General features: G+C 42.6%; 14 protein-coding genes and 1 tRNA gene. 11 read left to right on the plus strand and 4 right to left on the minus strand.

Annotated features, from left to right (window positions below; translation table 11 throughout):
* Nucleotides 1-160: 160 nt before the first annotated feature.
* Together rnhA and ABIC84_RS22995 are read right to left on the minus strand one after the other, a co-directional pair.
* Nucleotides 161-631: a ribonuclease HI gene (gene rnhA / locus ABIC84_RS22990; protein WP_188832813.1), complete on the minus strand. Its 471-nt coding sequence runs from the start codon at nt 629-631 to the stop codon at nt 161-163.
* 103 nt (nt 632-734) lie between these two features.
* Entirely contained in the window at nt 735-2,831 is a 2,097-nt protein-coding gene (locus tag ABIC84_RS22995) for a heavy metal translocating P-type ATPase (RefSeq protein ID WP_429265065.1), read from the minus strand.
* A gap of 121 nt (nt 2,832-2,952) precedes the next feature.
* Between ABIC84_RS22995 and ABIC84_RS23000 the strand changes: the two genes are divergently transcribed.
* From ABIC84_RS23000 to ABIC84_RS23040, 9 genes are all read left to right on the plus strand, one after another.
* Nucleotides 2,953-3,026: transfer RNA gene (locus ABIC84_RS23000), tRNA-His, on the plus strand.
* Between the two features lie 169 nt (nt 3,027-3,195).
* Nucleotides 3,196-3,684, plus strand: coding sequence for a phage integrase SAM-like domain-containing protein (locus ABIC84_RS23005; protein WP_429265066.1), 489 nt, complete (start codon nt 3,196-3,198; stop codon nt 3,682-3,684).
* 36 nt (nt 3,685-3,720) lie between these two features.
* Nucleotides 3,721-3,984 (plus strand): hypothetical protein, encoded by a 264-nt coding sequence (locus ABIC84_RS23010; RefSeq protein WP_429265067.1) that lies wholly within the window; start codon nt 3,721-3,723, stop codon nt 3,982-3,984.
* 202 nt (nt 3,985-4,186) lie between these two features.
* Complete coding sequence (locus ABIC84_RS23015; RefSeq protein ID WP_429265068.1) at nt 4,187-5,854, plus strand: DUF6377 domain-containing protein; 1,668 nt, start codon at nt 4,187-4,189, stop codon at nt 5,852-5,854.
* Between the two features lie 236 nt (nt 5,855-6,090).
* Nucleotides 6,091-9,045, plus strand: coding sequence for a SusC/RagA family TonB-linked outer membrane protein (locus tag ABIC84_RS23020; RefSeq protein ID WP_429265069.1), 2,955 nt, complete (start codon nt 6,091-6,093; stop codon nt 9,043-9,045).
* 20 nt (nt 9,046-9,065) lie between these two features.
* Complete coding sequence (locus ABIC84_RS23025; protein ID WP_426586068.1) at nt 9,066-10,553, plus strand: RagB/SusD family nutrient uptake outer membrane protein; 1,488 nt, start codon at nt 9,066-9,068, stop codon at nt 10,551-10,553.
* A gap of 11 nt (nt 10,554-10,564) precedes the next feature.
* Complete coding sequence (locus tag ABIC84_RS23030; protein ID WP_429265070.1) at nt 10,565-11,647, plus strand: SusE domain-containing protein; 1,083 nt, start codon at nt 10,565-10,567, stop codon at nt 11,645-11,647.
* Between the two features lie 52 nt (nt 11,648-11,699).
* Nucleotides 11,700-13,091: an alpha-amylase family glycosyl hydrolase gene (locus tag ABIC84_RS23035; protein WP_429265071.1), complete on the plus strand. Its 1,392-nt coding sequence runs from the start codon at nt 11,700-11,702 to the stop codon at nt 13,089-13,091.
* Between the two features lie 16 nt (nt 13,092-13,107).
* Nucleotides 13,108-15,576 (plus strand): TIM-barrel domain-containing protein, encoded by a 2,469-nt coding sequence (locus ABIC84_RS23040; protein WP_429265072.1) that lies wholly within the window; start codon nt 13,108-13,110, stop codon nt 15,574-15,576.
* 407 nt (nt 15,577-15,983) lie between these two features.
* Here ABIC84_RS23040 and ABIC84_RS23045 read toward each other — a convergent pair whose 3' ends face one another.
* Nucleotides 15,984-16,577 (minus strand): helix-turn-helix domain-containing protein, encoded by a 594-nt coding sequence (locus ABIC84_RS23045; RefSeq protein WP_429265073.1) that lies wholly within the window; start codon nt 16,575-16,577, stop codon nt 15,984-15,986.
* Between ABIC84_RS23045 and ABIC84_RS23050 the strand changes: the two genes are divergently transcribed.
* Nucleotides 16,546-17,715: a glycoside hydrolase family 28 protein gene (locus tag ABIC84_RS23050; protein WP_429265074.1), complete on the plus strand. Its 1,170-nt coding sequence runs from the start codon at nt 16,546-16,548 to the stop codon at nt 17,713-17,715. The genes ABIC84_RS23045 and ABIC84_RS23050 overlap by 32 nt on opposite strands.
* A gap of 205 nt (nt 17,716-17,920) precedes the next feature.
* Nucleotides 17,921-19,429 carry a glycoside hydrolase family 43 protein gene (locus ABIC84_RS23055; protein ID WP_429265075.1) on the plus strand — a complete coding sequence of 503 codons (1,509 nt, stop codon included), beginning with the start codon at nt 17,921-17,923 and terminating at the stop codon, nt 19,427-19,429.
* Between the two features lie 599 nt (nt 19,430-20,028).
* On the opposite strand, the gene fucP is transcribed toward ABIC84_RS23055, so the two are convergent.
* Nucleotides 20,029-21,258, minus strand: a complete 1,230-nt coding sequence (gene fucP, locus ABIC84_RS23060; RefSeq protein ID WP_429265076.1) for an L-fucose:H+ symporter permease — start codon at nt 21,256-21,258, stop codon at nt 20,029-20,031.
* Nucleotides 21,259-21,395 lie beyond the last annotated feature (137 nt).

Below are 21,395 nucleotides of genomic sequence, written 5' to 3' on the forward strand. Positions count from 1 at the left end.
TAGTCATTTATATATTATAACTTTATATAATCTATTACCACGCTTTTTAGGACTTTTTGCCTTTCTGTAGCAGATTTTCATCATAGGAGATTTCTCCTCACCGCTCACGCACTTTCCATGTCAGGTTCGTCGAAATGGTAAATTGTGAATAGGTGATTATTTACACCATCCCCGCCCTGGCATTCTCCGCCTCAAAAACCGAATCAATAAGCAGGGGAGGACGCTTACCTGCCGCTACAGCCAGTTGATCGCAGCGTTCATTTTCAGGGTGACCGTTATGGCCGCGTACCCAGGTAAATTTAATTTTGTGCAGTTTGCTAATCTCTAAATAGCGCATCCACAGGTCTTTGTTTTTTTTGCCGGCGAAGCCTTTGGCAACCCAGCCGTTAACCCAGCGCTTTTCAATGGCATCAATAACATATTTGGAGTCGGAAAAGATCATTACATCCTGGTTGGGAGCTTTCAACGCTTCCAAGCCTTTTATTACCGCCAACAGTTCCATCCGGTTATTGGTAGTTTTGCGAAACCCTTCAGATAGCTCTTTATAATGCTGGCCTGAACGCAAGATCACACCATATCCACCTGGTCCCGGATTACCGCTTGAAGCCCCGTCTGTAAAAATCTCGATCATATCTTAAGTCCATGGACGATAGTTAATAGTCCATGGCAAAAGTAAGAAACTTTAAATCATACGTTGCATTGATCTAAAGCAAATAGAAAATATGAGCTATAGACTATGGTCTATCGACTTTCTTAATCTTCAGTCTCAATGAGTTCCCAATCACTACCACGTCCGAAAACGCCATGGTGAGTGCGCCAACCATAGGATTAAGGAAACCCATTGCTGCCACAGGGATAGCTATGATATTATAGGCAAAGGCCCAAAAAAGGTTTTGTTTTATGGTAAGCAGCGTATGCCTGCTGATCTGTAAAAATTTGATCACCGAATGCAAGTCTGTATTTAATAACACTACACTGGCGGACTGAATAGCTACCTGGCTGGCGTCGTTCATGGATACACCGACATCGGCATGGGTTAGGGCGGGGGCATCGTTAATACCATCGCCTATCATAATTGTTTTGCCTTTTTGTTTGTAGATATCAATTGTTTTGAGTTTCTCTTCAGGAAGACTTTCTGCATGCACTTCGGTTATGCCCAATTGATTAGCTACATTAAGGCAACGGTCTTTTTTATCGCCGCTTAGCAGTACGGGGACAATACCCATTTGTTTAAGTTGGGTTATAAGCGCCGCCGCTTCAGGCTTTATCTGGTCGTCAACAGCAATTTGCGCCATCAGGACCTGATTTTTATAAAGTGCCAGGTTAAAATGCCCGTCATTACCTGCTTTGGCTGTACCCAAAAAGTAATTGTTGCCATGGATATCTTCAGCCCGCATCCCAAGGCCTTTTTCTTCCTTAACCGATTTTAAAATGTGCTTTTGCTGAGGCAGGCCTTTTAAGCCACTTACAAGCGATTTTGCTATTGGATGACTGGAGCGTTCTTCAATAGCTGTGATTATTCCTCTTATCTGCTCCAAATCGGCGCCATCTTCAGGCCTGATCTCATTAACAGCAAACTTGCCGGTTGTAAGAGTGCCTGTTTTATCAAACACTACGTATTTGGTATTGGTAACCGTTTCAATAGTATCCCCGCCTTTTACCAATATGCCGTTCCTGGCCGCCCTACCCAGTCCAACCATTACAGCGGTGGGAGTAGCCAGGCCCATAGCACAAGGGCAGGATATTACCAGTACCGCGATGGCGTTCATCATAGCATGTTGAAAACCGGCGTTGCCGACAAAATAAGTAAGCATAAAGGTGATCAATGCTATCAATATTACCGCGGGGACGAATACAGCCGCAACCTTATCACCAAGTTTTTGGACCGGTGGTTTAGCCGCCTGCGCTTTCTTCATCAGGTCGATAATTTGGGCGAGGATGGTATTTGACCCAACACGGGTTGCCAGCATGTGGAAATTGCCGTTAATTAGTATCGTGCCGCCAATAACCTTATCATATTTTTGTTTTTCAACAGGAATGCTTTCGCCGGTGAGCATGGCCTCATCAACCGCGCCCTGACCCGAAAGGACTTCGCCGTCAACCGGTATTTTATCGCCCTGGTTAACCAGCAACGTATCGCCGGGGCGTACATCTTTGGCACTGATTACTTCAATACTTCCATTTATTATGCGATTGGCATTTACTTCCTGAAATTTGATCAGGTCTTTTACTGCCGAAGTAGTTTGGCTTACCGAACGTTTTTCGAATACATTACCCAGCAGCACCAGCGTAATAATAGTGGCACAGGTTTCGTAAAACTGATATTGGGCTCCCAGGTTTTGTATAGTGCCAATAAGGCTGTATATAAATGCCGATGTCGAGCCCACAAAAATGAGTACATCCATATTAGGGACCCCTCCTTTAAGCGAACTGATGGCACTTTTACCAAAATGCAAACATCCCACAATAAAAACCGGCAGGCATAATAATAATTGAATAATGGGCTGATGCAGAAAATGCCAGGGCAATATCATGTGCAGTAAAAGCGGCGCGGTAAAGATGGCGCAGAAGATAAATTTGTTCTCTACCCGTTCATAAAACGGTACCGAATAGGTATTAATGTCATCAACAACTTTAAATCCTAAATTTTCTATTCCTTTTTTTATATCAGGGAGGCTGGCTTCATCGCTTGTTGAAAATTTAACCTCTTCGCCTGCGAAGTCAACGAGTATATTGTGTAAGCCCTTTTTTTCGAGGAATTTATGGACAGACATCGCGCAATTATTACAATGCATGCCGGTCACATTAAGTTCTATCAATTGCTCAGCCATTTTACAAAAATACTTATTAAGCATAATCATTCTAAATTAAACGGGTAAGCCTAATGTAATTTTAAAAAAGAGTTTGCAATTAACCGGGAGATTCCTATTTTTGCACACCCGAAACAAAACGGTAGGCATAGCTCAGTTGGTTAGAGCACCAGATTGTGGTTCTGGGGGTCGTGGGTTCGAGCCCCATTGCTTACCCGCTTTATAAGGCTCATTTACGTAAGTAAATGGGCCTTTTTTATGCCCCATAGGGCAGTTTTACATGGAAAATTTGATTTAGTCAGGTTGATCGGCTTGCTCAATTAAACATGAAAAACTGCTCAGCTTGACGAAAATGTTTTACAAATGTTTTACAACGAATCGTCATATGGCAACAATTAGAGAATGTGGTTTTAAACACCATAAAAAAAGCGATGGGACTTTCAATATCAAATACCGACTAACCCATAGGGGTAAGCAAGTTTACATAAGTAGGCCTCATTACATTACCGAAAAACAATTAAAAAAAGATTTAACAATCAAAGACAATTTTATATTGACCGAAGTGTCGTTAGATCTCGCATCATATCGCAAGAAATTAAGTGAGGTTGGTTCGATGGTTGACCTGTATACGGCCGAAGAGTTGGCCAAATTATTGAAAAATAAAGGCGAAACCCCATCGGTGGAATTTGTACAATTCAGCAAGGCCTACATTGCTGAACTAAAAAAAGATAACCGAAAGGGTTCGGCCGCGAACCTGCAGACTGTTGTCAATAGTTTGTGTGATTACTTTGGAAGGTCCGTTATCCCAATTGAAAACATTAATTCACTCATGCTCCCTAAATATGAAGCCTTTTTGCGTGGAGAAAGGAAATAACCAGATTGAACCAATTCAAACAAGGAAGTTATTGTAATGCATAAGGGCCTATCTGATTCCGGATTACATAATCATATGCGGGATTTAAGGGTTTTGTTCAATGCTGCTCGTGATAAATATAATGACGAAGATCGCGGTGTGATCGCTATAAGGCACTATACTTTTAGATTTTCTAAAAATGATGTGGCTTTTGCGTTAAATCATATCGATCAAAATAGGAAGACCACAGATATTTACATCATACCGGATTGGAAAATATTAGATGAAGTTCAGGCCGCTGTTGTTAAATTGATTTCTTAACAATTTTCCGATTCCGCTGAATGTTGAGTTCGAAAGTATTTAAACAACAACATCTTTGCAGCGCGGGTGGGATTTAGCTGGAAAAAATCAATTTAGTAATGGTGGCATTTTAATTACTAAAATGTAATTGTATAACTTTGAGACTCTATAGACCATCAATTATTAAAATTTGAGCAACCGAGACTTTATTATATGCATAATCATGTTTTGCCTGCTATCCTCAGCAGCAAGGTCTATCACATCGGACAATCCGGATAGCCTTCAAAGGGCGCTTAATAATGTACTGAATAACCGAAAAAGATACGATCAGCAAAAGCAACAGGAGATTAAAGTTTTTAAAGATTTACTTCGGCAGAACTATTCGTCATTAACAGGCCGGTATAATTGCTATCAGCGGCTTTTTAACGCTTATAAATCCTTTGTCCATGATTCGGCTTTTGTCTATTGTAAAAAACTCAATGCCTGCGCGTATGAACTTAATGATCAGAACAAGATAAATTATTCGCGCGTAAATATGGGTTTTGTATTGGTATCGGCCGGTATGTTTAAAGAAGGTTTGGATACGCTAAGCAAAGTGAATATCAAATTTTTGACGGATAAACAACGATATGAGTACCTGTTTCTGCAGGCCCGCAGCAATTTTGATCTGGCTGATTTTGATCGCATAGGCGACTATTATGACCAATATAGTAAAGCAGGCCTGTTATATTGTGATTCGATCATGCGTCAAAATAAACCCGAGTCATATGAGTATCTTTCGGCATTCGGATTAAAGTCGCTCCGTACTCATGATTATAAGGTTGCGGTTGTGCCTTACCAAAAGCTTTTGCGTTTTGAGCAAACTTACCAGGATAGCGCTATCAATTATAGCTGCCTGAGTTTTGTTTACCATGCCCTTGGCCGCGACGATCTGAGCTTGCCGTTATTGATCAAGTCAGCCATCATTGATAATAGCCATTCAACCAAGGAATCGGTGGCACTGACAAACCTTGCCGACAGGATCAAAAACACGGATATAGAAACGGCTTATAATTACATTAATAAAGCTATTGACGATGCGGTTTTTTATGGTGCGAGACACCGAGAAGCGCAGATCAGTATCATTATGCCGATTATTGAAAGCGAGCAGATCAACGGGATAGAAAAGCAAAAACGCTCGCTGATGATCTATGCTTCTATTATTACCGTATTGGTGGTTATTGTTATCATTTTTGCATTCATTGTTTCCAAGCAGTTAAAAAAACTCCGTATTGCCGATCAGGTCATTGTTAATAAGAATAATGATCTTCACGAAGCTAACACATCACTGATAAAGGCCAACAATCACCTCGATAGCGCCAACCGCAAACTTTCTCATTTTAACGCCAAGCTTGACGAGGCCAATATGATCAAGGACGAGTATATCGGCTATTTCTTCAATATTCACTCCGATTATATTGAAAAGCTTGACAGGCTCAAGCGTTCAATTGAAAAAAAGGTAAAAGAGAAGCGTTATGAAGAAGTGCTGATGGCGTTGAACCGCCTTAATCCCGGTTCGGAAAGGGAAAATTTGTCGCATAGTTTTGATAAGGTATTCCTGAACATCTTTCCCAATTTTGTACAGGATTTTAATGCGTTGTTTGACGGGGCCCACCGCGTACGCCTTAGCGAAGGACAATTGCTGAATAGCGAACTTCGTATTTTTGCACTCATCCGTTTAGGGATCCACGATAACGAAAGCATCGGTAAAATCCTGAACTATTCGGTCAATACAATTTATACCTACAAAACAAAGGTCAAAAACAAATCATTTATTCCCAACGATGAGTTTGAGGACCATATTATGCTCATCAAAGCTGTTAAAGAAGTGGCAGACGTGGCGCAGGGTTAACTGTGTGGATGAAGGCAGTCATATCTATCCATATTTTATCTTATAAAAATCTATATACTGATGTCTTTGGGTTTGTTGTAATTATCTAAAAATTAGATAGTTGTATCTATATAGCTTGTTGTATTTTTAATATAGCCATCCATATCCGTTGTTTTTGGTTTTAATGCGCTTTTACTTTGATAAAAGCAATCGGCAACCTGCCGGTGGTTTTTTATAAACCAATTAAACCCAATTATATGAACAAAGTTTACTTATTTAAGTATGGTTTAACCATGCTGTTTTTAACTTTCGTAATTACAGCCTTCGCGCAAAAAAGCGCTTTTATCGGTAAGGTTGTTGATGAACTGAACGGTCCGCTGCCCGGTGCTACTATTCGCATTAAGGGAGCAAACACATCTACCGTTACCGACAATGACGGTTTGTTTTCTTTACAACAAACCGGTGCGAAATCGCTAACAGTAACCATCGCTTTTGTTGGCTATGTAACAGCCGAAAGAGTGATTAATGCTAATCAGCCTTTAACGATAAAACTGATACCCAATTCCAAATCGCTGGCCGATGTGGTAGTTATCGGTTATGGTTCTGTCCGTAAAACAGATTTAACAGGGGCGGTTACCAATCTGGGTGCTAAAGATTTGAACCCCGGCCCAATAACCAACCCGCTACAGCAGCTAACCGGTAAAGCAGCGGGGGTAAGCGTTACCCAAACCGGTAGCGAACCAGGCACTGCGCCAAGTGTACGTATCCGTGGTATAACATCGCTTATCGGGGGTAATGATCCATTGGTTGTAGTTGATGGAGTGCAGGGAAATATGGATTTGTTAAAGCAAGTTCCTCCTTCCGAAATTGAATCGGTAGATGTTTTAAAAGATGCTTCTGCCACGGCCATCTACGGCTCGCGCGGTGCGCCGGGTGTTATCATCATTACTACCAAAAAGAACAAGAATGGCACCAGCACGGTAGAGTACAACGAAAATTCATCACTCGATGTGATCTCCAAAAGGTTGCCAACCCTTAATGCCGACCAATGGTGGCAGCAGGCCCAGATTTATGGCGTACCTGCATCTGCCAATCATGGTTCAAATACCGATTGGTACAACCTGCTTACCCGCAACGGTGTAACACAAAACCATACGCTGTCGTTTGGTGGTGGTGCCAATGGCTTTAACTACCGGGCTTCCATCAGCGCTATTTTGCAAAATGGCATCGTTATCAAGTCTAATTACAAAAACTACATCGGCAGGATCCAGGCTACCCAAAAAGCGCTTGATGATAAGCTTACGCTTACCATGAACCTCAATAATGGTATTGATAATGCTAATTACAGTCCGCCGAGTATTGGGCGTGCAGCATTTACATCAAATCTGTTCAGTAATATTTATGTAACCCGCCCAACAGATCCTGTTTACAATATCGATGGTACTTACTATACCGACCCTAACGTGTTCCAATATATTAACCCCTATGCAGTTGCCCAAACGGTTGTTAACAATGTAAAAAATAACAACCTGTTTGGCAGCTTAAGGGCCGATATTGAACTTACAAAAGGATTAACGGCAGGCTGGTTTGGTAGTTGGCGTAAGGTTGACGGCAATACAGGCTATTACTTGCCTGCGGAATCTACCGTGGCATCAGCCATCGATAACCAGGGTATTGCCAACATTAGCAACTATCACCAGGATGAACGCCTGATGGATATCAGCCTGAACTATAAAAAAGATTTTGGTATACATCATTTAGATGCGATAGCCGTGTACGAGTGGCAGGGACAAACTTACAACGGCAACTTCGCTCAGGCCAAGGGTTTCATCAATGATATTGCTACTTATAATGCGCTTCAATTGGGCGACCTAAGTAAAGTTACTCCAGGGGATATGTCATCATATAAAAATGACAGGAAGCTGGTATCTTATTTAGGCAGGGTAAATTACTCCTACCAAAATAAATACCTGTTAACTGCAAGCTACAGACGCGATGGTTCATCTGTTTTTGGGGTGAATAATAAATGGGGTAATTTCCCTTCGGCATCGGTTGCCTGGAGATTAACTGAAGAATCTTTCCTGAAAGATCAGCACGTGTTTAGCAACCTTAAACTGCGTGGTGGCTGGGGTATTACAGGTAACCAACAAGGCCTGGCACCGCAAAACTCACTACAGTTAGTGGGGTATGCAGGCGTTACCTACTTCGGCGGGCAGCAGATCACCAATTTTGTGATTAGTCAGAACGCGAACCCTGACTTAAAATGGGAAACCCGCAAGCAAACCAATATCGGTTTGGATTTTACGACGCTTAATGACCGTTTAAACGGATCAATCGACGCGTACACAGCCACAACAGATAACCTGCTGTTTAATTACACCGTGCCACAGCCTCCTTATCCGTACCCAAGTATAGCTGCTAACGTAGGCAGTTTGCTTAATCGTGGTTTGGAGTTAACCTTAAGTTACCAGCTAATCAAAACCAAAAACACTTCATTGATACTTGCCGGTAACGGTTCATTGCTTAAAAATAAAGTACTTAACCTGAGTGGATCTATAGGCGGCGTTCCCTTGAATACCGATTTTGTGGGCTGGGGCTCAAACTCATTCCTCATTAAAGGGAAACCTATCGGAACGTTCTATATCCTGAAACATGCAGGTAAAGATGCTGCCAACGCCGAAACCGTAGTGGACCAAAACAAAGACGGTGTTATTGATCAGGGCAATCAAAGTGCCGACAGGGTTTATGAAGGCCAGGCTACTCCCAAATATACTTATGCATTCACCCCATCATTCAGCTATAAAAACTTCGATGCTTCGATGGTATGGCGTGGCTCTGGTGGTAACAAAATTTATCACCAGATCCGTTCGCAATTAAGCTATTTCGAAAATTTGGGTAAAGCAAATGTACTGCAAAGTGCTGTTCCAATGGGTTTATATACTTCACAATATGGTTCAGATCTTTGGTTGGAAAGCGGTTCGTTTCTGCGCTGGGAAAACCTATCATTCGGGTATCGCTTCAATACAGCTAATATTAAATACATCAGTTCGTTACGCGTATCGCTTACCGGTACTAACCTGTTGGTTATTACCAAATACAGCGGTATCGACCCTGAACTAAATGTAAGTGGCGGTAATGGCTCTGGTGGCGATTATGGTATTTACCCACGTACACGCACCTTTTCCATTGGTTTAAATGTAGTGTTGAAATAATTATTGGAGACAGAGAACACATGAAAAAGATATTAACAAGCATTTTAATTATTGGCCTGGGAGCTGTAAGCTGTACTAAGGTTAGTGAAAATGTATACGATAAATACCCTGCCGATCAGTTTTACGGCTCGGCTAAAGGCGCGGATGTTGCTTTGGCTGGCGTTTACTCGCAGGTGGGTGGTAACTGGGGCGGGGTTGGGTATGCCGGTGCTGATAATGGTTGGTACGATCTGAACTGCTTTTCGTCTGATGAGCAGGTGATCCCACACCGTAACACAGGCGATTGGCAACTTGATTTTGCCCAACTTTACCAGCGGCAATGGCTGCCAAGCGCATCTATTATTGGTAATACCTGGAACTGGCTTTATAAATCAGTTTATACGGCCAATCTGGCTATCGATCAATTGACCCAGGCCAAGGCTGATGAATCAAAAATTGCCGAAGCTAAAGTATTGCGGGCCTGGTTTTACTATTTGCTGATAGATGATTTTGGCGATGTGCCTTTTTATACCAGCAATAGTGTTACAGTTGATAAAATTCCGCAAACCAAACGCAAAGATGTTTACGATTTTATAGTGAAAGAACTTACCGAAAATGTAGATAAATTATCCGAAACCAAAGGTGGTGTTTACTATGGTCGTTTTAATAAATGGGCTGGCTATACTTTACTGGCTAAGCTTTATTTAAATGCCGAAGTGTATACTGGTACCGCTAAATGGGCCGAGTGTTTGGCCGCTTGTAACAAGGTCGCTTCGGGCGGTTATTCTTTGCACCCTGGCGATGTTGATGCCACCAATCCGGTTGGTAGTAAATATTACGAGCTTTTTGGCGATAAACTGCCCGATGATGAAACGATTCTGGCTATTTATGTTACCGAGAATATTGTATCGCGCAATATTTACACCATACGTAGCTTGAATGGTGCGAACGGTTTAGCGCTTATCGGTTTCAGCGGGTGGAACGGTACTATCGTACCTAAAGAATACTATGATAAGTATGATGCCAATGATATTCGCAGAAAACAATTTTTAGTAGGCTCGCAGGCGGGTGGTGTTACTTACACTGCCAATGTTTCTTCGCTGGATAATCCTGGCGCCGGCCCGAATGAAGGTATCCGTAACATCAAATTTTTTCCGGCCAAACCTGCAGACGGCAGCGGCGAATCAAATGATTTTCCTATTTATCGCTATGCCGATATCCTGTTGATGCAAGCTGAATGCAATGTACGTTTAGGTAACGCCGCTGCAGCTAAACCATTTATTGATCAGGTAAGGGCACGTGCGGGCCTGAGCGCGTTATCAGGCAACCCGACTTTGGATAATATTTATGATGAGCGTGGCTTCGAGCTAAATTGGGAAGGCCATCGCAGGCAGGATATGATCAGGTTTAACAAGTTTACCCTTGCACATGGCTTTGTACCTGCCGTAGGCGATTTCAGAAAACTGTTTCCGATCCCTACCAGCGCGCTTAATGCTAACCCCGGTTTAAAACAAAATCCTGGCTACTAAATACAAATCACATGATGAAAAAATTAATCAATTTCAGCATAATGCTGGTGTCCTGCTTAGCCCTGGGCTGTAAAAAGGATGCCAAACTAACAGTACTTGAGCCTATAGGTTTTGACTCATCTATCAAAGCTTCCACGGGTACGGTGGCACTTTCAGCCGCCACTGATGATGCTTCGGTTATCACGTTTTCGTGGCCGGCAGTTAAATTTCCTATTAAGGCAGCAGTAACTTACACGTTGCAGGTTGATGTACCGGCAGATACAGTTGGTACTACCGCTTGGGCAAACGCTAAAAACATTGTAGTGGGCGATGATGTACTTTCTAAAGCATACAAAGGCTCGGACCTGAACACACTTGCTATTTCAATGGGTATTGAACCTAACACTGCCGGTAAATTGGTTTTCAGAACACAGGCTACGATGGATAGGAACACTTATACCAGGGGGCTTGCTATAACTATCAGTCCGTACCAGGTGTTTACCGGTTTTCCGGCATTGTATGTTCCGGGCGATTATCAGGGCTGGTCGCCGGGTACGGCAACATCAATTGTGGCCTTGCAATCCAATAAAATTTACGAGGGTTATGTATACTTCCCGGCTGGCGGAACTTTCAATTTTAAATTTACAAGTGATAGGGATTGGAACCATATCAATTACGGCTACGCCAGCGAAGGCAAGCTATCAACCGATGGTTTAGCCGGTGGTCTTGTTGTGCCAGGGCCTGGTTATTACGAATTATCAGCCAATACCAATAACCTTACCTGGACGTATACCAAAACTACCTGGAGTATTTTAGGTGATGCCTCGCCGGGCGGCTGGAGTACCGATACCCAGATGACTTACGATGTTGCCAAACAGGTTTGGACATTGACTTGCGATATGTCGGCGTCGGGGTCGTTCAAGTTTAGGGCTAATAATGCCTGGAATATCGATTTTGGTATCACCAAAGATGGTAGGCTCACCTATGCTGATAGCCCTGTGTATGGCTATAATGGAACATTGGATAACCTGAGCGTACCATCGAGCGGCAACTATACTATTACGCTCGACCTGCACGATGCCAACAACTACAAATACACTTTACATAAAAACTAATCATGGCAGGGCGGTGCTAACAGGTGCCGCCCTGTTTTAATTGATGATGACGATGAAATTTAAAACTACCCGTAATATGATGATCAATATTCTGTTGATTTGCCTTGTTTCGTTGTTTAGCTATTGTAAAAAAGATAGCAACAACACGCTGGCAAATAACACGCCGTACACCCAATACGGCACTCCTTTTGCCGGCGTACCCAACACACAGGACGCTATTATTTACCAGGTAAATATCCGTGCTTTTAGCAATGATGCATCATTAAAAGGTGTTACCGCCCGCCTGGACTCGATCAAGGCGTTGGGTGCTAATGTGGTGTACCTAATGCCGGTTTACCCCGTAGGTGTACTAAAGTCTGCAGGTGGCTTAGGCTCGCCTTATGCAGTTAAAGATTACAAATCGGTTAACTCCGAATTTGGCAATATGGACGACCTGAAAGCTTTGGTTGACGCTGCGCACAGCAAAAACATGGCTGTAATGCTGGATTGGGTTGCCGATCATACCTCATGGGATAACGCATGGATCAGCAACAAAAGTTGGTATAAGCAGGATGCAAGCGGTAACATCATCCCGCCAACTGGTACTAACTGGACAGACGTTGCCGCTCTGAACTTTGATAATCAGGACATGCGCAAAGCCATGATCGACGCCATGGAATACTGGGTGTACAATGCCAATATCGATGGTTTCCGTTGTGATGCTGCTGATTTTGTTCCGTTTGATTTTTGGAAGCAAGCTAATGATGCCCTTAAAACAATCAGCACCCATAAACTGCTGATGCTGGCAGAAGGTACCCGTGATGATCATTTTAAGGCAGGTTTTCAGATGACCTATGGCATGGCCTGGTATTCAACAATTGAAAGCAAGGTTTACGCGGGCAACGGCTCTGTTACACAGCTTTCGGCATTAAATATGAGCGAATACTCGGGCGCTTTCAACGGTTCACAAGTTGTTAGGTATATTACCAACCATGATGTGTACAATAGCGACGGCAGCCCAATAGCGCTTTACGGTGGCAAGATCGGCTCAATGGCTGCATTTTTGGTAAGTGCTTATATGAAAGGTGTGCCTATGATCTACAACGGGCAGGAGGTAGGCTGTACCCGCGGTATTAATTTCTTTTATCATACACCCATAGATTGGGGCACTAATCCGGATATGACTGCCGAATACAAAAAGATCATTGCTTTTCGTAAAAATAGCGATGCGGTAAGAAATGGCGACCTTGCTACTTTCAGCAGCGACGATGTTGCGGTATTCACCAAATCAACCAGTAAAGAAAAAGTATTGGTGATATCTAATTTGAAAAACAACACTGTGGCTTATACCGTGCCTGCGGGATTGAACACTACTTCGTGGAAGAACGCCTTTACCGGGGCTTCGGTTTCATTAAATGGTACGTTAGCATTGCAACCTTACCAGCACATGGTTTTAACGCAATAATTTTTTAAGCAGATACATGAAATTTAAAAAGATCACTTTAATATTAATTTGTGTCATGGGCATATCCAGGCTCATGGCACAATCGCCTGTGCTTATGCCGGGTAATTTGGGGAAAGTTATTGTTAACGGTCAGGAGATAGTTTTTGAAGCGGGAGGCGTATTTGGTAAAGTTGCAGTTTATTCGCCTTCGGTTATCCGTGTTCGATTAGATAAGAAACCTTTAGGTAGAGATTTTTCTTATGCCGTCGTCGCGCAGCCTCAAAAAGTCAAAACAATAATTACACAAAATGAAGAAAGCGTAACTATATTCACCGACTCGTTAAAGGCAGTTATCCAAAAAAAACCTTTTGCGATAGCATATTATACCACCGATGGGCAACTTATAAACCAGGATGAGCCCGGCCTGACAACAGGGTGGGTTGGCGAGGAGGTAACCACCTATAAAACCATGATGCCCGGCGAACGTTTCATTGGACTTGGCGAAAAAACGGGTAACCTTGATCGTAAAGGCAATGCCTATACTAACTGGAACTCTGATACCTACGGCTACCAGGTTGATCAGGATCCGATTTACTCCACTATCCCGTTTTATATAGGTATCCACCATAAACTCAACTATGGTGTCTTTATGGATAATACCTATCAAAGCGATTTTAATTTTGGCGCGAGTAATAACCGTTTTTCATCATTTGGCGCCCATGGCGGGGAGGTGAATTATTATTTTATCTACAACCAAAACATAGCGGGTATTATCCAGTCGTATACAGCATTGACCGGTCGTATGAAGATGCCGCCGCTTTGGAGTTTAGGATATCAGCAAAACAGGTACAGCTATTATCCGGACACTGAGGTGTTGCGTATAGCTCAAACCCTGCGCGAAAAAAAGATCCCAAGCGATGGTATCACACTCGACATCCATTATATGGACCGTTACCAGCTGTTTACCTGGGATAAAAATCGTTTCCCAGATCCGGCGGAACTAACTTCAAAGCTCAATAAGCTTGGTTTTAAGCTTACAGTTATTGTTGACCCAGGCATCAAGGTTGAAAAAGGCGCACCGGCGTATGAAAGCGGCGCTAAAGACAGTGTGTTTATTCAATACCCCGATAAAACTTTTTATACTGGTCAGGTTTGGCCGGGATGGTGTAATTTCACTGATTTTACCAGCGAGAAGGGCAGGGCCTGGTGGCGTAAACAAGTTAAGTTCTTTGCTGATAATGGTGTAAGCGGTATCTGGAATGACATGAACGAGATCTCAACCTGGGGACAAAAAATGCCATCGAACGTATTGTTTGACTTTGACGGTGCAAAAACCACACATCTGCAGGCACATAACGTTTATGCTTTAGAAATGATCCGCTCAAGTTATGAAGGTGCAAGGGAACATTTCAAAGAGCGCCCGTTCATTTTAACCCGCTCGGGTTATGCCGGTTTACAACGATATTCCGCTATCTGGACCGGTGATAACCGCGCAGAAGAAAACCATATGTTACTTGGCGTACGTCTGATGAATAGCCTCGGTTTAAGTGGAGTATCATTCACGGCGATGGACATCGGCGGCTTCACAGGCGGAGCAAGTACTTCTTTATTTACGCGCTGGATGCAGATAGGTGCATTTATTCCTTACTATCGCAACCACACCGCATTAAATACCAAAGCATCAGAGCCATGGGCTTACGGCGAGGATGCGCTGGAGATCAGTCGTAACTACATCAATTTCAGGTATAGACTCATTCCTTATATGTACTCCAATTTTTATGAGTCGACACAGACCGGGATGCCTGTAATGCGTTCGTTGGCTATCAATTATACCTTTGATCCAAAAGTTTATGACCCCGCTTTTCAAAATCAGTATATGTTTGGCGGAGCGTTTATGATAGCCCCGTTTGAAAGTACTAAAGAATATGGCAGGATATATTTTCCAGAGGGAACATGGTATAATTTATACAATGATGAGCAGATACAAGGACAGCAGGAAGCGGTTGAGCCGCTTAACATGAGCCACCTGCCGGTTTTTGTAAAAGAGAGCAGCATTATCCCAATGCAGTCGCTGGTACAAACTACTTCAGAAGCACCAACCGACACGCTTACACTGCACATATATAATGGCAGGCTGAATAATACATTTATACTTTATCAGGACGACGGTAAGTCATATAACTATGAAAATAATGACTTTAATAAACGAGTTATAAACTTTGATCCAACTCAGCGAAAGTTAATTATCAGCGAATCCACGGGTAATTTTAACAGTAGATTTACGCGCCTTAAGCTTGTGATGCACGGGTTTAAGAACCTGGACAAGATAGCATTAAACAATAAGGTTTTAAATGGCTTAAAGGGGGCTTACACCATGATCGAACCGGTGGATAACATCGATCCGCAAGGAGTTGTTAACCGGAAAAAAGATGCGGCCCCGGTTGTTGAGATAAACGTAAAGCTTTCGCCTCAAAAGCAAGTTTTTGAATATGAACTGAAAAACTAGTTCGGATAAAGGTACTGCCTAAACGAGATTGACCGGGCAGCGATGATGGTAAAGATTTAGTAAAGACAGCGCTCCGGGATGAGATCCGGAGCGTTTTTTGTATCCTTGAATAGGCCATAGGCGGGCGGTGGATAAATTTAAATATGTCGAAGATAAGGTAGCATGACGGAAGATTCCAGGATGCGGAAACCTAACGATAATGCGTATTGGGCCTCCCTGGCCAAATCTCGCTATTCTCTTAGTCAATGATTATAAAATCTTTTCGCATACTGCATCAATATATCAAACCTGCAGCGCCGTTAACCAGCACGACGCCGGCTAAGAGTATGCCTGAAAATTTGTTGCAATTTACATGATCTTTCCGGTCTATATTCCTTTTATGTGTGCTCAATTCTTAAAACGACAGTTTATGTTTTTTTTAAGGATTGCATAAATTGTAACGGCGATTTACCGAACTCTTTCTTAAAAGCCCTTGAAAAATTTGAATTGCTTTGCAAACCGATCCTGTCGGCAACTTCACTCATAGATACGTCTTCATGCGTCATAATCTGTATAGCTCGCTTGAGTCTGATTGTGCGTATAAACTCCGCGACCGACTGATCGGTAATACCTTTAATTTTTTGATATAGTTTTGTCCGGCTGATATACAAATGTCTGCATAGGAAGTCTACATCCAAGTTGAGGTCCTGGATATTATCTTCGATTATTCCGACAAGCCTTTGAAAGAATTCCTTGTCTTTCTCAGAATGTACAAGCTCGGTAGCTTCAGACAAATAATCATTTGTATAACGTTTCTTCAGCTTTTCCGCCCGGTCAAATATATTGCTAACGGTTAATATTAATAGCTCTATACTTAATGGTTTGGCGAAATAAAAATCAGCTCCGGATTCCATTCCTTCAATTTTAGTGTCTAAGGCATCTTTTGCTGATAAGATGATGAAGGGAATATGGCTGGTTTCGAACTGATCTTTGATCGCCTTACATAGTTCGATACCGTTCATTCCCAGGCTTACCCGGCAAAAAGAAAAATTTAGACAAGAAAAAAATGGAATAGGGGACGGGCCAGTTGTACCGAAAGACAGGCCACGGCAAATGGTAATCTTCAGTCGTTGCAAAAATGTTCAGGTAAGGAATATCTCGTTGGTTAACTCCTTTTTTTGGACGCTTCATTTTGCCGACTGCGACATGGTTAGGGTCGACGGCATCCGTCTATGGAACGGGTTATTGGTTCCCAATGCCGATGGGATCGATGTAACAAGTTGTAGCAATGTTGTGATTAGCGGATGCAATATCAGGACAGGCGACGACGCCATAGCTATAACGGGGTATGATCATCATTTTGAACTGGCCGGTTTTAAGAATATAAAGCATGTATCAGAAAACATCATCGTGACCGACTGCAATTTACAGTCCTCATCCAGCGCTATACGGATAGGCTTTTTAGATCAGAATACGGTGCGTAACGTTCACGTTAGTCATGTTAACATCACTAATTCTACACGCGGTATAGGGATATTTTTACGCGATGAGGGCTCATTGGAAAACATTTCGTTTAGTGATATGACGATTGAAACCCGCCTGCGTACCGGTGATTGGTGGGGGAATGGCGAACCGATACATGTTTCAGCCGTTCGGGGAAAAGAGAACGTGAAACTGGGTATTATCAAAAATCTCAGTTTTGAGAATATTAACTGCAAAGGCGAGAACGGCATGCTTGTTTACGGTAGTAACGAGAGTGTAATTCAGGATGTGCGATTCGATAACGTATCTTTTGAGTTGATAAATAGTAAGTTAAATGACGTGGCAGGTGGCAATATTGACGTGCGTGGGGCGCTTTACGAAAAAGATCAGCTGTTCGCAAGCGAAATACCGGGCCTGATGGCTAATTATGTTAATGGTTTAACAATCGCCCATTTCAAGATCAAATGGGACAGTACTATTAACCAGGCTTACTTTACAAACGGTATTGAAGTGAATAATTTCAAAAGATTAAAGATTTTTGATTTCGATGGAAAAGGGGCTCCTCATAACAAAAATGCTTACCGGATTTTGTTGGCCAATGGCGATGGCGTAACATCAGACAGTAAGTATGGAATGGAACACCGGAACGTAACCAATATGGTAGTGAACCAGAATTGATATTGCAGGTGTAAAATATCGTACAATGATCCGAAAGCATCAGCTTTGATACGAAATGTAGAAAAATTGATTTTTAAAAACTACCTCGGGTCAATTTAATGCGGTTTATTTGAAAATCAGGTAATTGGGCGCGGCTGTCGATCGAATTGAAAACAACGCATGATTGCAGTTTGCGCCGATTGTTCAAATTATTCGCATTCGTAAAATGAAACTATCAAGCATATTTTTGATCGTTAGCCGGCTTTGGCTATCGATGTCGGGCACAGGCTATGCTCAAACCACAACCGCTGTTATTCCCGGGGATTTTGCCGATCCGACGATCATTCGAACGACTAAAGGCTATTATGCCGCAGGCACGTCGTCTGAATGGGCACCACATTTTCCTATCTATCACTCTGCAGATCTGATGCATTGGCGGCAGGTTGGTTATGTATTTGATAAGGCACCCACGTGGACAATCGGCTCATTTTGGGCACCCGAATATTTTTACATCAACAACACGTATTACATTTATTATACAGCGCGGCGTAAAGCCGACAGCATTTCCTGCATTGGTGTAGCAAGCTCGAAATATCCGGATCATGGATTTAAAGATCACGGTGTGGTCATTTCCTGCGGCAGAGAAGCGATTGACCCATTTGTGTTTGACGACAGAGGCCAACTTTACATCACCTTTAAGGCTTACGGATTGGATCAGCGTCCCATCGAGATCCTTTCCCGGAAGCTATCGGCTAACGGCGTTAAAGCCGAAGGAGAGCCTATATCCTTGTTGAAAGACAATGACAAAAAAGGCATGGAAGGGCAAAGTATTGTCAAAAAAGGCAAATATTACTACCTGTTTTATTCAGCCGGAGATTGTTGCGGAGTAGGTTGCAGTTATCATGTAAAAGTTGCCCGCGCCAATAATTTTACGGGCCCGTATGAAAAGTATGAGGACAGTGAAATACTACAGGCTGCCGCTGGCTGGAAGTGTAGCGGTCATGGTACTCTCGTACAAACGTATTCAGGAAAATATGTATATCTGTGCCACGCCTATACGGAGGGAAGTAATGTTTTTACGGGCAGGCATGGCATACTCTCATCCGTTGACTGGTCAGGTCGTGATGGATGGCCAAAAATGCGTGCGTTTGCCAATGCAATTGCATTGCCTAATATTCATGATAAATTTATGGATAAAACGCCGGCTATGTATTGGCAATATGATTTCCACTATGCCCAACCATTTGTAAAACAATTAAATGGCAAATTGAGCTTAACTGGTAGAATGCTCAATGGCAACACAATGGGCATCATCTACGGCCTGCGCCCAGTATCTGATAACTTTACCATCACCACCACCGTAACCAACCACAACAATGCATTAAAAGGGCTTGCCTTTTACGGATCGGTTAAATCCGCGTTAGGCATAGGTATTAGAGGTAATCAGGTAATTTCCTGTATGGTTAAAGAAGGTGTTTTTATGGTTACTGATTCAGCAACAGTAATTGGCAGTAAATCCATTCAATTTAAGATTCGTATGTCGCCAGATAAAACTTGCGGGGTTTACTACCGCTACGGGGGAAGCACGTGGACTAAAATGTTTGCAGGCGGGACTATCATGACCAGCTTTTTACCCCAGTGGGACAGGGCTCCCCGTGTTGGATTATTTTTTAAAGGGCTACCTCATGAGTATGGATCATTTAAAGGTTTTGATCTGGAAAACGAGTCAAGATGAGTGATAAAATTCTATAAATGCTGGTTACGTAATCAACCTTTTGGCGCTTGATATCAATGAAAGGGGGATTGCCGTCAATCTGGTTGTAAATTCTACTTATTCTGAGAACTATGAGGGGAAATTCTCGTCAATGATAGTCCAATCTCACTATCAAGCTGAAATAGGGAATAGTAGCGCAGGGTTTGGTGCAAATGGATATATTGTCAATAAAAATGTATTTAAGGTCAACCTTTAAACGGTTTTAAACAGGTTCTTTGCCTATGGTCAGAGAGCTCCGGCTTCCGTGCTTAATTACACCCTGTGCTTGCTTGAAATATAATTATTAAAAAATATGAAGGTTGCCGTGAGGAACGCAACGCTGTGTTTGTTTCCCGGAAAAATACCGGCGTTTCAGGCACGAAAGATCCCCGGGATAATCTATTCATAACCTGGTCTATTAATTGGTTTCACGGCCCCATGAATTTGGGGCCGTGATTTTTTAACGGGATGTAGCTCGCATTCATCGTTTTTTTTGACTCGGCCAACTAACTGATTACCCTCCAAAAAATAAGGCGTTCCTCGTAAACGAGATGGCCGGAATAATAATGCGTATGATATACTTAGTGCTTAACCCTATAGAATTTGAAGGCAAACAAAAAGATGATCAGGTAGCATATGATAGGCAGGTAGTAGGCATGCGCAACATTATGATTAGCTATTTGCCCCATCAGTAGTGGGAAAATCGCACCGCCTACAACGCCCATAGATATAAATGATGAAGCTTGCTGCGTGTGCCGTCCCAGGTTTTTTAACCCCAGGCTGAAGATAGTAGGAAACATAATGCTGAAGAAAAAGTTGATCATCATCAGCGCGATATAGGATGTCCATCCCCATCCTTGAGCGACGATAACGCACATCGTAATATTTGCTATCGCAAATAAAGCCAGTAATTTATTAGGTGCAATGAACTTCATCAGGAATGTTCCTATAACGCGACCTAAAGCCATCATTAGCATAAAAACGCTCATGTAGTTGCCTGCCGTAAGGTTGCTAAAGCCCATGACTTCATGGCCGTAGTTGATAAAAAAAGCCCAAGTGCCGCCCTGGGCGGCAACGTTAAAAAACTGTGCAGCAACAGCCCATACAAAATGCTTATGCTGGTATAGCTTTTTTGAAGGCGCCAGATCAATATTCAAGGCTTCAGCATCATCTGCGGCTGTAACCGCATGAGGGTCAGTAAGCGAAGGTACGCGAAGAAAAAGAAAAGCGATTATCAGGAAAAGGATAACCGCGCCGATACCGATGTAAAGGGATTTAACAGCCGAAAGGTCATTAGTATGGGCGCCGGTTGCCCTAAGCAGGAACCAAGAGGCGATAAGCGGCCCGCAGATGGCACCAATGGCATTAAACATTTGTGAAAAATTGATACGGATATCGCTTGTGCGCTGGTCGCCTAAAGCCGCCGAGAAAGGATGTGCTACCGTTTCGAGTGTCGCCATGCCACAGCCCATGACAAATAAGGCGATCCTGAAAAAATTAAATGAGGCAGCATCCGCTGCAGGTACAAACATAAATATACCTGTAGCAAACAATCCCAGGCCAAGTAAAACACCTGGCTTATAACCGAATTTTTTTAGAAAGAAGCCTGCCGGAATGCTCATTATAAAATAGGCGCCGAAAACAGAAAGTTGAATGAGGCCGGATTGTGATTTGGAAACGTTCAATGCCTCCTGGAAGTATTTGTTCAATACATCGCTCATGGCATGTAGTACACCCCACATTAAAAATAATGAGGTCACGAAAATGAAGTTAACTATGTATTTCTTCTCGATAAAAGGAACTTTTTGCATGGTTATTTAATCGTAAAATGGTTTAGCCTGATTGTTATTGCTGCGAAATAGTCGCTATACTTTTCAGCGTGGTTTATTATTGCGTATGATCAGCCTATATGTATATGGCGTTTTAATCGGTCAGCCGGTTCATGAAC

This window comes from Mucilaginibacter sp. 3215, assembly GCF_050433785.1.
Classification (GTDB): domain Bacteria; phylum Bacteroidota; class Bacteroidia; order Sphingobacteriales; family Sphingobacteriaceae; genus Mucilaginibacter.

Bases quoted from the DNA above. Each gene is read 5' to 3' on its own strand.
- rnhA (WP_188832813.1), bottom strand. From the start codon at position 631: ATGATCGAGATTTTTACAGACGGGGCTTCAAGCGGTAATCCGGGACCA.
- ABIC84_RS22995 (WP_429265065.1), bottom strand. From the start codon at position 2,831: ATGGCTGAGCAATTGATAGAACTTAATGTGACCGGCATGCATTGTAAT.
- ABIC84_RS23005 (WP_429265066.1), top strand. From the start codon at position 3,196: ATGGCAACAATTAGAGAATGTGGTTTTAAACACCATAAAAAAAGCGAT.
- ABIC84_RS23010 (WP_429265067.1), top strand. From the start codon at position 3,721: ATGCATAAGGGCCTATCTGATTCCGGATTACATAATCATATGCGGGAT.
- ABIC84_RS23015 (WP_429265068.1), top strand. From the start codon at position 4,187: ATGTTTTGCCTGCTATCCTCAGCAGCAAGGTCTATCACATCGGACAAT.
- ABIC84_RS23020 (WP_429265069.1), top strand. From the start codon at position 6,091: ATGAACAAAGTTTACTTATTTAAGTATGGTTTAACCATGCTGTTTTTA.
- ABIC84_RS23025 (WP_426586068.1), top strand. From the start codon at position 9,066: ATGAAAAAGATATTAACAAGCATTTTAATTATTGGCCTGGGAGCTGTA.
- ABIC84_RS23030 (WP_429265070.1), top strand. From the start codon at position 10,565: ATGATGAAAAAATTAATCAATTTCAGCATAATGCTGGTGTCCTGCTTA.
- ABIC84_RS23035 (WP_429265071.1), top strand. From the start codon at position 11,700: ATGAAATTTAAAACTACCCGTAATATGATGATCAATATTCTGTTGATT.
- ABIC84_RS23040 (WP_429265072.1), top strand. From the start codon at position 13,108: ATGAAATTTAAAAAGATCACTTTAATATTAATTTGTGTCATGGGCATA.
- ABIC84_RS23045 (WP_429265073.1), bottom strand. From the start codon at position 16,577: ATGAACGGTATCGAACTATGTAAGGCGATCAAAGATCAGTTCGAAACC.
- ABIC84_RS23055 (WP_429265075.1), top strand. From the start codon at position 17,921: ATGAAACTATCAAGCATATTTTTGATCGTTAGCCGGCTTTGGCTATCG.
- fucP (WP_429265076.1), bottom strand. From the start codon at position 21,258: ATGCAAAAAGTTCCTTTTATCGAGAAGAAATACATAGTTAACTTCATT.